The organism is Herbaspirillum sp. Sphag64, assembly GCF_014192645.1.
GTDB lineage: Bacteria > Pseudomonadota > Gammaproteobacteria > Burkholderiales > Burkholderiaceae_D > Herbaspirillum.
The window spans coordinates 85,874-98,525 of the sequence record NZ_JACHYE010000003.1 but is presented as its reverse complement, the minus strand read 5'-3'; the positions used below and the strand labels follow the sequence as shown (position 1 = coordinate 98,525).

12 protein-coding genes are annotated in these 12,652 nt (G+C 54.8%); 1 reads left to right on the top strand and 11 read right to left on the bottom strand.

All coding sequences use genetic code 11. From position 1 onward, the window contains the following. Positions 1-32: 32 nt before the first annotated feature. The 8 genes from FHW66_RS07665 to FHW66_RS07630 form a co-directional block, all read right to left on the bottom strand. On the bottom strand, positions 33-689 hold the full coding sequence (locus FHW66_RS07665; RefSeq protein WP_183379185.1) for a bifunctional 2-polyprenyl-6-hydroxyphenol methylase/3-demethylubiquinol 3-O-methyltransferase UbiG: 657 nt from the start codon (positions 687-689) through the stop codon (positions 33-35). A gap of 66 nt (positions 690-755) precedes the next feature. After that, positions 756-1,013 (bottom strand): molybdopterin converting factor subunit 1, encoded by a 258-nt coding sequence (gene moaD / locus FHW66_RS07660; protein WP_183379184.1) that lies wholly within the window; start codon positions 1,011-1,013, stop codon positions 756-758. Positions 1,014-1,091: 78 nt separating this feature from the next. Further along, positions 1,092-2,324, bottom strand: a complete 1,233-nt coding sequence (glp, locus tag FHW66_RS07655; protein ID WP_183379183.1) for a gephyrin-like molybdotransferase Glp — start codon at positions 2,322-2,324, stop codon at positions 1,092-1,094. 83 nt (positions 2,325-2,407) lie between these two features. Beyond that, positions 2,408-3,136 (bottom strand): ABC transporter ATP-binding protein, encoded by a 729-nt coding sequence (locus tag FHW66_RS07650; protein WP_183379182.1) that lies wholly within the window; start codon positions 3,134-3,136, stop codon positions 2,408-2,410. 1 nt (position 3,137) lies between these two features. Then, positions 3,138-5,120 carry an ATP-binding cassette domain-containing protein gene (locus FHW66_RS07645; RefSeq protein WP_183379181.1) on the bottom strand — a complete coding sequence of 661 codons (1,983 nt, stop codon included), beginning with the start codon at positions 5,118-5,120 and terminating at the stop codon, positions 3,138-3,140. A gap of 4 nt (positions 5,121-5,124) precedes the next feature. After that, complete coding sequence (locus FHW66_RS07640; RefSeq protein WP_183379180.1) at positions 5,125-6,015, bottom strand: branched-chain amino acid ABC transporter permease; 891 nt, start codon at positions 6,013-6,015, stop codon at positions 5,125-5,127. A 209-nt stretch (positions 6,016-6,224) separates the two neighbouring features. Then, the gene (locus FHW66_RS07635; protein WP_183379179.1) at positions 6,225-7,388 is read right to left on the bottom strand and encodes an ABC transporter substrate-binding protein; all 1,164 of its coding nucleotides are present in this window, start codon (positions 7,386-7,388) and stop codon (positions 6,225-6,227) included. Between the two features lie 126 nt (positions 7,389-7,514). Continuing rightward, the gene (locus tag FHW66_RS07630) at positions 7,515-7,925 is read right to left on the bottom strand and encodes a thioesterase family protein (RefSeq protein WP_183379178.1); all 411 of its coding nucleotides are present in this window, start codon (positions 7,923-7,925) and stop codon (positions 7,515-7,517) included. 313 nt (positions 7,926-8,238) lie between these two features. Here FHW66_RS07630 and FHW66_RS07625 point away from each other — a divergent pair, with 313 nt between their 5' ends. Beyond that, positions 8,239-9,915: an electron transfer flavoprotein-ubiquinone oxidoreductase gene (locus FHW66_RS07625; protein ID WP_183379177.1), complete on the top strand. Its 1,677-nt coding sequence runs from the start codon at positions 8,239-8,241 to the stop codon at positions 9,913-9,915. Positions 9,916-9,983: 68 nt separating this feature from the next. Here the strand turns inward: FHW66_RS07625 and FHW66_RS07620 are convergent, their stop codons facing one another. The 3 genes from FHW66_RS07620 to nuoN all read right to left on the bottom strand — a co-directional run bounded on the left by FHW66_RS07620 (position 9,984) and on the right by nuoN (position 12,500). Continuing rightward, complete coding sequence (locus tag FHW66_RS07620; RefSeq protein WP_183379176.1) at positions 9,984-10,547, bottom strand: NUDIX domain-containing protein; 564 nt, start codon at positions 10,545-10,547, stop codon at positions 9,984-9,986. A gap of 104 nt (positions 10,548-10,651) precedes the next feature. Beyond that, positions 10,652-10,966 (bottom strand): DUF2818 family protein, encoded by a 315-nt coding sequence (locus tag FHW66_RS07615; protein WP_183379175.1) that lies wholly within the window; start codon positions 10,964-10,966, stop codon positions 10,652-10,654. A 22-nt stretch (positions 10,967-10,988) separates the two neighbouring features. Beyond that, on the bottom strand, positions 10,989-12,500 hold the full coding sequence (gene nuoN, locus FHW66_RS07610; RefSeq protein WP_183379174.1) for an NADH-quinone oxidoreductase subunit NuoN: 1,512 nt from the start codon (positions 12,498-12,500) through the stop codon (positions 10,989-10,991). Positions 12,501-12,652 lie beyond the last annotated feature (152 nt).

Genomic DNA, 12,652 nt, shown 5'->3' with positions numbered 1-12,652 from the left:
CCTTGAATACCTGAGTAAAATAGCTTGTTGGTTTATTTGTTATTGGCTTCTGTGATGCCTGTCGCGACCGCTTTCCAGACCGTGGCGAGCCAGGCCTGCTGGTCCCGCAGCAATCCGTCCGGACGATAATAATGGGCCAGCTCTACGAAACCAGCGGCTTGCAGGTAGCTGCGCCAAGCCTCCAGATCATGATAAGACCCGTAGCGTCCGCTACTCCAGCCCTCGCTGTTGCTACCACGCGGATTGGAACAAAATAATACGCCATCCGGCCGCAATGTCGCACGCAGTTGACCCAGCACACGCGGCAGCTCTGAATGCGGGACATGAAACAGCGAGGCATTGGCAAAAACACCGTCAAAGTAATGTTCAGGCAGATCCAGTGCGAAGAAGTCCTGATGCCATACCTCACAGCCACTATCGGCGCGCGCCATCTCGACAAAGCGACTACTGCCATCGAGGCCGATAGCACGGTGACCCAATGCACTGAAAGCGCGCAGATCGCGTCCGGGACCACAACCAAAATCGAGTATTGTCAATGGTGCCGGTTTGCCGATGGCAGAGAGCAAGGCATGGATGTTCTGGCTGACATCATGGTCACGCGTATTCTCGCGAAACTCCTCCGCACGGCCAGCATAGTGCTCCAGCGTTCCGCGGGAAATCAGTTCTAGTTCCTGTCTGGAGAGCGTCATGATGAGAAATGTGTTGTACTGTCTGCCTGACTTATTTTCTGCTTTACTGGCAGATATCCTGGCGCCTCAACCACCAGTCACCGGTGGAAAGAAAGCCACTTCCCCGCCCTCGGCGAGCTCGGTTTCAGGTCCTGTCATATTGTGATCATAGGCCATGCGCAGTGCCTTTTCCGGCGCGAGAACATCGAACCAGATGCCGCCGCGCCCCATCAAAAAAGCGCGTACATCACCGACCGTGCGCACATGCGGTGGCAGATCAATGATTTCCTCGGCAATGCCAAGCGCCTCACGTACGCTGGCAAAAAAACGTAGTTCAATTTTCATCTGAAGTTCACACTCACATTTACACCATCAATTACGTTGTCGTATTCAGCCACAATCAATCTCACATACACTCCCGACTCAATGGAGCAAATGGTCAAACGGCAGGAAGCGTACCAGATCACCGGCTGCAATAGTTTGCCCTGCAGGATTATCAATCAAGCCATCGGCCCACACCGTGGACGTCAGCACAGCCGAACCCTGGTGGGGAAACAAATCCAGACCGCCGTTTGCATTGATCCGCGCGCGCAGGAATTCCTGGCGCCGGTCAGCCTTGGGCCAGTTAAAGTCGGCACGCAGGGTCAGCACACGTGGCGCGACCTGTTCCACGCCTTGCAGACGCTGCAAGAATGGCCGGACGAAGATCAGGAAGGTAACAAAGGTTGATACCGGATTACCCGGCAGGCCGAAGAAGAAAGCTTTGCCGCCCCTTCCCTCGCTGCTATGGTTAACCTCACCGAAGGCAAGTGGCTTGCCGGGCTTCATGGCAATTTGCCACATATTGAGCCGTCCCTCGGCTTCCACGGCTGGCTTGATATGATCTTCTTCACCGACCGATACACCACCGCTGGTGATGATCAAATCATGCCGCGCTGCTGCAGCGCGCAACGTCTCGCGTGTGGCTTGCAGTTGATCTGGGACGATGCCGTAGTCGCTGACTTCGCAGCCGAGGTTTTCCAGCAAGCCGCGCAGCAAAAATCGATTTGAGTTATAGATGGCACCGGGTGCCAATGGTTGACCGGGCATGGTCAGTTCATCACCGGTAAAGAATACGGCGACGCGCACCTTGCGTCGCACCGGCAAACTGGCCAGTCCGACCGAGGCGGCCAGCCCTAGCTCCTGTGGCCGCAAACGAACTCCTGCGGGCAAAATAGTGGCACCACTGCGAATATCTTCGCCGATCCGGCGTATCCACTCGCCTACTGCAGGCACTTGGTGCAAGGTCACGTAGTCACCATCTGCCTCACAAGCCTCTTGCATGATGATCGCATCGGCCCCTTGCGGGACCATCGCACCGGTGAAAATCCTTGCTGCGGTACCGGGCTCCAGCACGGCGCCCACGTGTCCGGCAGGAATCCGCTGCGACACCCGCAACCGGACGCCTTCGTGACACTCAACAGTACGCACGGCATAGCCATCCATCTGCGAGTTATCCATGCCTGGAACATTAATCTGCGCCAATTGAGGTACTGCCAGCACGCGGCCATTGGCAGCCAGCGTATCGACCTGTTCGATTTCCGAAATCGGCAACGCTGACTGGATCAGGAATTCACTCGCGGCGGCAACGCTTAGCAAAGTAGGTTTGGTGGACATGGGTAAACATAGTGGCGACGGAAACCAAAATCGGTAAGCCGCCATTTTAGAGCAAACGCCACCTTGTCGCCTGCACATCGCCATCAATGTGCTGCACCGCCTCCCAGATAAGCCGCCTGCACTGCAGGATCATTCTGCAACTTGTGGGCAGGACCATGTACCGAGATTTTGCCGTTCTCCAGCACGTAGCCGTAGTCAGCCACATTCAATGCCGCAGCGGCAAACTGCTCGACCAGTAGCATGGTGATGCCCTGCTCTTTCAGACGTAAAATGATGCGAAACACTTCATCCACCAGAATCGGCGCCAGCCCCATGGAGGGCTCATCAAGCAGAATGACTTCCGGATTGAGCATGACAGCGCGCGCCATGGCGAGCATTTGCTGCTCTCCACCAGAGAGCGTACCGGCCAGTTGAGTCTGCCGCTCCTTCAGCCGTGGAAACAACTCCAGTGCGCGCGCCAGATCGTGGGCAATGTCGCCCTTGGGACGGGACCTGGTGAACCTCGGGAAGGCCCCCAGTAAAAGGTTGTCGGTCACGCTCATGGTGGCAAATACGCGCCGCCCCTCGGGTGAATGCGCCAGTCCGGCACGGGCAATCTGATGCGAATCCTGCCCGGTAACATCCTTGCCGCCCAGCGTCACCGTACCGCCACGTGGCTTGAGCATGCCGGAGATGGCGCGCATGGTGGTCGTTTTGCCGGCCCCGTTGGAACCAATCAAAGTCACTACTTTTCCCTTTGGGACTTCCAGCGAAATACCATGCAATACCTGCACCTTGCCGTAAGCCGCTTGTAAATTTGAAATCGTCAGCATCTCAGGCTCCTGCGCTAGCGGTGTTGGCATGGGGATCATGGGCAGTCTCGGCGGCACCGCCACCGAGATAGGCTTCAATCACCTTCGGATCAGCCTGGACCTGGGCTGGCTTGCCTTCGGCAATTTTTTGCCCGAAATCCAGCACAGTCAGCGTGTCACAGATCGCCATGACGACATCCATGTGATGTTCAATGAGGATGATGGTGATGCCGACATCCCGGATCTTGTGGATGATGGCCACCAGTTCCTTAATGTCAGGCGCAGTCAACCCGGCAGCAGGCTCATCGAGCAGCAACAGGCTGGGGTTGAGACCAAGCGCGCGGCCGATCTCCAGCAGGCGTTGTTTGCCGTAGGGCAAATTGCGCGCCTCTTCCTGCGCCAGATCTGACAACCCGATAAAGGCGAGAATCGCGGCTGCACGTTCGCGAGCCGCCCGTTCTTCGCGTAGATAGCGCGGGCTGTTCGCCATGACATCGGCGACATTGCTATGGAAGGTGTGGTGCAGACCGACCAGAATATTTTCAGTCGCGCTCATCTCACCAAACAGCTGGACGTTCTGGAAGGTCCGTGCCACGCCACCCAGTGCAATCAACGATGGCGTCTGCCCGGTGATTGGACGACCGTCGTACTCGACAACGCCTGCTGTTGGTTGATAGATCCCTGTGAGCACATTCATCATGGTGCTCTTGCCCGAACCGTTTGGTCCGATCAGGCCATGAACGGTGCCCTTGCGCACATCCAGATCCACCTGATTGAGTGCCTTGAGGCCACCAAACTGCATCAGGATCTGATTGACCTTGAGCAGCGTGGCACCATTCTCCCTCACAGCCGCCGTGGTAATGACCGCTTCGACCGAGCTGCCAGGCTGTTGCAATTGCTGTTCAGTCTGCAGCGGCCTGTTTTGGATGCGGCCGAACAGGTTGCGAACAAAGCCGACAATACCATCCTGCAGGTAATACACAACGAACAAGGTCATCAGACCAAAAATGGTGAGCCGCCAGTCGGTAATATTTTCCAGTCGATATGAAAAGACAGCCATCACAATCGTTGCCACCACCGGCACCGCGACCTCACGCGGGGTCTTGGTCCGTCGCACCAGCGCGGTCACACCACCGGCCAACACAATGACAGCGGCAATGGTGGCGATCTGGCGGAACAGGTCAATGTCGGAAAGCAGACTTGGCAGCATCACCACGATCAACGCCCCGATCAACGAACCAATGCGCGACTTGCGCCCACCCATAATTACCGCCAGCAGGAACAGGATGGTCAGCTCAAAGTTGTAGGTATTGGGTGAGATGTACTCTTCCGAGTAGGCATACAGCGCCCCTGACAGGCCAGCCAGCCCGGCACTGATGACGAACGCGTAGACCTTGTAGCGATAGACCGACACGCCCATACAATCTGAGGCGATAGGACTGTCCCGCAGGGCCTGGAAAGCACGACCGAGATGCGAGCGCAGAACACGATGCACCACGATCAGCGATAACACCATCAATACGGCGACGACGTAGAAAAACTGCACCTCATCAAGCTTGGTGTCACCCACCAGCATCTTGGGGATCTTCACGCCCATCGGACCGTTCGTCAGAAAGCTCATTTCATTGATGAGAATCTGAATGATGGTGCCAAATGCCAATGTCACCATGGCCAGATAAGGCCCAGTCACACGCAACGCAGGTAAGGCCAGCACGGCCCCGAATAAGGCAGTCACGACAATGCTGGCCGGCAATGCGACCAACATCGGTAACCCGAGCTGAAAATACAGCACGCCCGCGGTGTAAGACCCGATACCAAACAAACCGGCATGGCCCAGCGATACCTGCCCGGTATAGCCGACCACAATATCGAGCCCGAACAACAAAATCGCATAAATCAGAATGGTTTCTGCCAGATGCAGGTAGTAAGGATTACGCACCACCAGTGGCAGAGCCGCCAGCACGGCGATACCAAGTACGGAAAAAAAGAGGATTTTCTTGTTCATGGCATCAGACCTTTTTGATCGCGGTTTTGCCGAACAGACCGGCTGGTTTGATCGCTAGCACCAGCAACAGCAGCAACAGTCCTGGGACTTCCTTATAACCGGTCGAAATGTAAAAACCAGTCAGCGTTTCTGCTATGCCCAAAATCAGTCCACCGACAATCGCGCCCATACCGGAAGTAAGTCCGCCAATAATGGCAACGGCAAAGGCCTTGAGCCCAAGCGCTGAGCCCATGGTCGCGCCGGTCAATGTCAGCGGCGCCACCAATACGCCAGCGAAGGCTGCTGTTGCCGACGACAAGGCGTAGGAAAAAGTGATCACCATACTGGTATTGATCCCCATCAGGCCGGCTGCATCGCGGTCATTGGCAGTCGCCACGACTGCCTTACCGTAGATCGATTTGCGGTTGAATGCCTCCACCGCCAGCATCATTGCCAACGCTCCCACGACAACCAGTACCTGCATCGGCTGTACATTGGCGCCAAAAATCTGGAACGGAGCGCCCGACAACGGGCTGGGAAACGGCAAATCATCTTTTCCCCAGATATTTTCTGCGACATTCTTGAAAATGATTGCCAGGGCAATGGTCGACATGATCCAGCCAAACTCGGACTTGATCTTGATGGAAGGACGGACCCCGATGTATTCGACAAACATGCCTTGTAACGCGCCAAATACCAGCACTACCGGAATCATCAACCAGTAATTGAGATAAGGACCGCCGTGAATGTTGCCAACCACCGACAGACCGACCAGCGCGCCAAGCATGAGCGCCTCGCCCTGCCCGAAATTAAGGGTGCCGGAGGTGGCAAAGGTGAGTTGATAACCAAAGGCAATGACGGCGTAAATCATGCCCAGCGCAATGCCACTGAAAATCAGCTGTAACAGAATATCCATGATATCTACCCAAGATGCGACGGCCATGCAGTGGCCGACTGGTTCGACAATGAGGCTTGTGCAGGCTGAGGCGTCCGCTCTTGAGCCAGATCGACCTTTGAGCTACCACCAGCGCGACATCCACAAAACCCATCACCGAGTCTGTAAAAAAGGCCAGTCCTTGTGGCGGACTGGCCTTTTCCATTAATGCACAATCACCTTGGATCGCATTACTGACCGAGGACGACGCGACCGTTCTTGACTTCGCCCATCACCACCATGGCTGGTTTGATTGCATCATGATCGTCGTGAGTAAATGGCTTGTTGTAAGTCGTTACAACGCCTTCCACCTTGGTATTGAGATTTTCCAGCGCGGCGCGTACTTTGTCGCCATCGGTGCTGCCAGCCTGCTTGATGGCAGCTGCCAGCAGATAGATCGAGTCGTAACCCTGTGCAGCGGAGACAGCAGAGGGCATGCGGTCGATCTTGTAGGCCTTTTGGTAGGCTTCGATGAAGGCCTTGCGCTTGGGCGTGCTGCCTTCCTGGATGAAGGTTTGCGGCATCCGGGCACCATCACCGTTCTTGCCGGAGTTATCGATGAAGTTACCCATCGACAGCGGCCAGCTACCGATGATAGGTACATGCCAGTTGAGCTTTTCCATGCCGTTGGCAATTTGGGCCAGTTCAGGACCAATACCGTAGGTCAGTACGACTTGCGCACCACCCTGCTTGGACTTGAGCAACTGCGCAGTCATGTCGACATCCTTGATGTTGTACTTCTCGACTGCGACTGGCGTAATTTTTTTGGCAGCCAAGACCTTTTCCAGGTCTTCCCGGCCAAGTTGGCCGTAATTGGTCGAATCCGCCAGAATCGCGACCTTGGTATATTTTTGCTTGTCGATCGCTTCGTCGGCGATCATCTTGGCCTGGATCTGGTCAGCGGCCGAGGTACGGAAAATATAATTATCCTTGTCCTTCTCGAACTGCTTGGTGATGACCGTTCCGGTTGCCACGTTGTTGAGTACCGGAATTTTCGCTTCCTGATAAAAACGCTGCGATGCCAGTGCCACGCCGGTATTGATGAAACCGACGGTAGCTACGACCCGTTCCTTGTTGATCAATTCCTGTGCAACCTGAACACCGCGTTCATTCTTGGCCTCATCGTCACGCTCAATCAGTTGCAATGGACGTCCAAGGACACCACCTGCGGCATTGATCTCTGCTACGGCCAGTTTGACGCCGTCGCGCATCGATACGCCCATTGGCGCAGAACCACCGGTAAAGGGGCCAGAGACACCAATCTTGATTGGATCAGCGGCCTGAGAAGTACTGGCAAGCGAAAATGAAAGGCCGAGCAGAGCTGCCGCAACCACGGCATGTGTCTTGTATGTCATTGTCTTCCTCCTGGATAAATTATCTGGTCGAGCTATCCTGTGTAGCCCGACTCATGGCTGACCGCTGTGCGCAGTTCTTGTCCTCTTTTGTGATCCTGATTCTGTTCCTGCTTTCTTTCGCAAAGCTTACAACGCTGTCAGCATTTTCCTGACTACCTCAGGTAGCGGTGCTGACTTCTCTTGCTTGAAATTCACCCAAACCACCTTGGCACTCCCCTCTGCGTACAAAATGTCGGGCTGATCGACACGACGAATCTCATACAAGGTGTCGAAACTTGAGCGTCCCGGGGTCTGCGCATACATGCGGATTTCAATATCAGCCGGGTACTTGAGCTGACGCAGGAACGTGCAACTGGCATTGACAATGACGGGACCGTGGTCGTCAATCACCATGCTGGAGCCGGCTTGCTCCAGCCATTCGATACGGGTCTGCTCCATGTAGCGGAAATAAATCGTGTTATTGACATGGCCAAATGCATCCATATCTCCCCAGCGCAACTTCATTTGCGCCGTATAAATCAAGGTTTTATCGCTCATTCAGATACTGCCTTTCTTGGTGGTTTGCGAGATACATACGGGCTCGCTCGGATTGGGCGTTGCGGCAAATTCAGTCAGTGAATGTGTCTCCATTGTTGCATTGAATCCACAATGCTGCCCTTGGGTCCTTGAACTGACCACCGCGAGGAAATCACATAAAATGCTGGGCACGCTTGCCAATTTCGCTTTTCGTACTACTTTTGCGCCAATCGCTGGTTTTTCTTCGAATTCTGACTAGCTTTCTCTCCAAAAATATTTACAATAGCACGATCGTTCGTAAATCTCATTTCAAAAAAATACTACGGGACACTCCATGACTCAAACTCAAGACCTGCTGGCGCAATTTGGCCCCCGCGAAACGATGGAATATGACGTGGTGGTCGTCGGTGGCGGGCCAGCGGGCCTGTCGGCGGCTATCCGCATCAAGCAGCTGGCAGCAGAGACAAGCCGCGAGGTTTCCGTCTGCGTACTGGAAAAAGGCAGTGAAGTCGGCGCCCACATCCTGTCGGGCGCAGTCATGGACCCACAGGCGATCACGGAGCTGTTTCCCGACTGGAAGGAACGCGGTGCGCCACTCAATACGGCTGTGACTGAAGACCGTTTCCTGTTCCTGAGTGCAGAGAAAGCTTACAAGACACCCAACTGGTTGCTGCCAAAGTGCTTCCAGAATCACGGCAACTACGTCATTTCGCTGGCCAACGTGGTGCGCTGGCTTGGCCAGCAGGCTGAAGCACTGGGAGTGGAAGTGTTCCCCGGCTTCGCGGCCGCTGAAGTACTGTACAACGACGATGGTTCGGTCAAGGGCATTGCCACTGGCAACATGGGCGTGGACCGCCACGGCCAGCCGACCTCTGCCTTCCAGCTCGGAATGGAACTGCACGCCAAGTACACCTTCTTTGCCGAGGGTGCACGCGGTCATCTGGGCAAGCAACTGATTAGCAAGTTCAAGCTCGATGCGGGTAAAGATCCACAAACCTATGCCATCGGCATCAAGGAAATCTGGGAAATCGATCCAAAGCTGCATCAGCCAGGCCTGGTCGTGCATACGGCTGGCTGGCCGCTGGATCGGAGTACCTATGGCGGTTCTTTCCTGTATCACCTGGAAAACAATCAGGTCGCGGTCGGTTACGTGGTAGGACTGGCTTATGAAAATCCTTATCTGTCGCCCTACGAAGAATTCCAGCGCTACAAGACCCATCCTGAAATCCGCAAATTCTTCGAAGGCGGTAAACGCCTGGCCTATGGTGCCCGTGCGATCACGGCTGGCGGCCTGCAATCGTTGCCCAAGCTGACCTTCCCCGGCGGCGCCCTGATCGGCTGCGATGCTGGCTTCCTCAATGCGTCTCGTATCAAGGGCAGCCACGCTGCGATCAAGACCGGCATGCTGGCGGCCGAAGCCGTGTTCGAGGCACTCGGCAATGGTCGCCAATATGATGAACTGAGCGCATACAGTGCTGCCTTTGAAAAATCCTGGCTGCATGAAGAGCTGCACAAGGCGCGCAATTTCAAGCCATCGATGAGCAAGGGACTGCTCACCGGCACCTTGCTGGTCGGTATCGATCAGGTTCTGCTTGGTGGCAAAGCCCCATGGACACTGCGTCACAGCCACGCTGACCACAGCTGCCTGAAGCCTGCAGCAAACTTTAGCCCGATTGTGTATCCGAAGCCAGACGGCAAACTGACCTTTGATCGCTTGTCGTCAGTTTTCATTTCCAACACCAACCATGCTGAAGATCAGCCTGTGCATCTGACCTTGAAGGATGCTTCGGTGCCGGTCGGACTCAATCTGGCAAAGTACGCGGGTCCGGAAAGCCGCTACTGCCCTGCTGGCGTGTATGAATTCGTCAAAAACGATGACAACACCGACCGCCTGCAGATCAATGCGCAAAACTGTGTCCACTGCAAGACGTGCGATATCAAGGATCCAACCCAGAACATTGTCTGGGTCACTCCTGAAGGCGGTGGTGGACCGAACTATTCCAATATGTAAAGTCGGGAACTGCTTTAAAGCTTCCCGTATTGCTGGTCCGGCACGGGGAGCTAGTTGCAGCGAAGGACTCAAGCTGCCTTCGGACTCCATTCGCCGTTGACGATCTTTTCCAGCCAGAAGGCACCAATGACAGTTTTGACATCGGTGACTTTGCCTTCGCGGATCTGTGCGAGCAATTCGGTCAATGGTAACTTGTACACATCGAGAAATTCACCGTCGTCCAGCTGGCGCTCGCCAGCCTGCAAACCACGCGCCAGATACAGATCAAGGTGTTCATCCGAGTAGGCGATCGCATTGTGGATGGTGCAGACATAGTGCCACTCACTGGCTGTATAGCCGGTCTCTTCCTTGAGCTCGCGCTTGGCACAAGCAAGGTGATCTTCACCGGGGTCGATTTTTCCTGCAGGAAATTCAACGAATACTTGCCCCAGCGGATAACGGTACTGCCGTTCAAGCAACACAGAGCCATCTTCGAACAATGGCAAAATCGTCACAGCACCCGGATGCACTATAAATTCCCGTGCAGCCTGCTTGCCATCAGGCAGACGGATGACATCGCGTTGAACCTTCAGAAAATGACCTTCATAGACAAGGCCACCGTCTACTTTACTTTCTTTGAGATGTTCATCCATGGGAATTGACAACGATCAGTGGTGAAAACAGACAGTGCGAAAAAATAGCCAACGTGAGTGACGAAACATCCGTCATATCGCAGAGACTGCGATTGAAGAAGCGCTCAACGTACCTGTTTGCGCAGGTAACGGATTACATAGCCGGGATACGCCAGAACCAGAAACAGACAGGCAGTCACAGCATAGAATTCCCAGGTCTGTGCAAAGGAATTGCCAAGGCTCGATTCCAGTAAGCGGGCGACAACACCAACCAGCAGATATAAAGAAACAAGCTCAAGCAGACGCAGCCAGACAGGCTTGCGGTAGGAAGTGGACCGGCTCAAAGGAAGCAGCCCGAACAACTGTTGATTGAGGAATGGGAGATTGGCGGCTAGCGCCGCCAACACGATCACACACCAGCTTAACAGCGACAGATTCACCGTCAGCGCTCCCAATCCTTGACTAGCCGCCGATGATGCGGGTGAGATAGGTAGCCAGCGTGGTCGCCAATGCGTTGGCACTAGCCTCCATCAAATGACCTGGCCACAAACCGATGGCCAGTGCCGCCAGGCCATTGAGGCTGAGGACAACACGAACATCCAGAGTGGCAGTAATCTTGCCGGCGTCAGCAGGCTCATCAAAGTACATCAGCTTGACCACACGCAGGTAGTAGAAAGCACCCACCAGCGAGAACAGCACGGCGACGATAGGCAACCAGATCTGACCGGTACCGAGCGCCGCCTGCAATACTGACAACTTGGCGTAAAAACCAACCATTGGTGGAATACCAGCCAACGAGAACATCAGGATCAGCATCACGGCAGCGAACCATGGGCTACGTTGATTGAGCCCCTTGAAATCTTCCAGATTGTCGGCTTCAAAACCAGAGCGTGACAGCAACAAGATGACACCGAATGCACCCAAGGTCGTCAACACATAAGTGATCACATAGAACAGCGACGAGCTATAGGCATTGAGCGACTGCGACAGATTACCGTTGACGACACCAGCCAGCATGCCCAAGAGCATGAAGCCCATGTGCGAAATGGTCGAATAGGCCAGCATGCGCTTGATGTTGGTCTGTGCAATCGCGGTCAGGTTACCGATCACGATCGACAGGACAGCCAGCACTGTCAACATTTGCTGCCAATCCAGCGCCAGCGGCAGCAAGCCTTCGACCAACAGACGGAATGTGATCGCAAATGCTGCCAACTTCGGCGCACCACCAATCAGCAGTGTGACCGGCGTCGGCGCGCCTTGATAGACATCAGGAACCCACATGTGGAATGGTACGGCACCGAGCTTGAATGCCAAACCTGCCACGACGAATACAACGCCGAACACCAGAACAGTACGGTCAACAGCACCAGAGACAATGGCGCGGAACACTTCGTTGAGTTCGAGCGAACCGGTGGCACCATACAACATCGAAATACCGTACAGCAGGAAACCGGAAGCCAACGCACCAAGGACGAAATACTTCATGGCTGCTTCAGTTGCTGCGACACTGTTACGACGCAGCGCAACCAGTGCATAGAGGGACAATGACATCAGCTCAAGCCCGAGGTAGATGCTCAGGAAGCTATTGCCGGAGATCATCACCATCTGACCCAGCAGCGAGAACAACGCCAGGGCATAGAACTCACCACCCAGACGACCACCACCGACGATACCGCGGTCGCTGTTGTATTGACGGCCGTAGACCAGTGTCAGGCCGATGGCCAGATACGAGAACAGCTTCAGAATGCCCGACAACGGATCGGAGACAAACATGTTACTGAAGGCATAGACAGTTTCGCCGCCAACGTAGCTGTTGTAGGTCAGCACGCCGCACACTACCAGTGTCACCAACGACAGCAAGTAGGTGATAAAGCGTTTTGCATCCGGCAAAAACATGTCAATCAGCAGGATTGCAGAAGCCGCAATCAGCAGAAATATTTCCGGATAGACAGGGATCAGATTCATGTTGTTCATTTAGTTACCGCTTATTTTCGTCCGCGTATTTTGTCCGCTTACCGTTGCCGCCGTGATCTGCTGTAGCGACATCACCGTGGCGCCGTCGTCCAGCATTTCCCGACACGTCGCACCGCATCGCTGCCTGACGCGGGCAAGACTATCAAGCCCAG

What these genes read in the sequence shown, in the direction of transcription:
- FHW66_RS07650 (WP_183379182.1), bottom strand. Translation starts at nt 3,136, where the DNA reads ATGCTGACGATTTCAAATTTACAAGCGGCTTACGGCAAGGTGCAGGTA.
- moaD (WP_183379184.1), bottom strand. Translation starts at nt 1,013, where the DNA reads ATGAAAATTGAACTACGTTTTTTTGCCAGCGTACGTGAGGCGCTTGGC.
- FHW66_RS07630 (WP_183379178.1), bottom strand. Translation starts at nt 7,925, where the DNA reads ATGAGCGATAAAACCTTGATTTATACGGCGCAAATGAAGTTGCGCTGG.
- FHW66_RS07620 (WP_183379176.1), bottom strand. Translation starts at nt 10,547, where the DNA reads ATGGATGAACATCTCAAAGAAAGTAAAGTAGACGGTGGCCTTGTCTAT.
- FHW66_RS07625 (WP_183379177.1), top strand. Translation starts at nt 8,239, where the DNA reads ATGACTCAAACTCAAGACCTGCTGGCGCAATTTGGCCCCCGCGAAACG.
- FHW66_RS07635 (WP_183379179.1), bottom strand. Translation starts at nt 7,388, where the DNA reads ATGACATACAAGACACATGCCGTGGTTGCGGCAGCTCTGCTCGGCCTT.
- glp (WP_183379183.1), bottom strand. Translation starts at nt 2,324, where the DNA reads ATGTCCACCAAACCTACTTTGCTAAGCGTTGCCGCCGCGAGTGAATTC.
- FHW66_RS07645 (WP_183379181.1), bottom strand. Translation starts at nt 5,120, where the DNA reads ATGAACAAGAAAATCCTCTTTTTTTCCGTACTTGGTATCGCCGTGCTG.
- FHW66_RS07640 (WP_183379180.1), bottom strand. Translation starts at nt 6,015, where the DNA reads ATGGATATTCTGTTACAGCTGATTTTCAGTGGCATTGCGCTGGGCATG.
- nuoN (WP_183379174.1), bottom strand. Translation starts at nt 12,500, where the DNA reads ATGAACAACATGAATCTGATCCCTGTCTATCCGGAAATATTTCTGCTG.
- FHW66_RS07665 (WP_183379185.1), bottom strand. Translation starts at nt 689, where the DNA reads ATGACGCTCTCCAGACAGGAACTAGAACTGATTTCCCGCGGAACGCTG.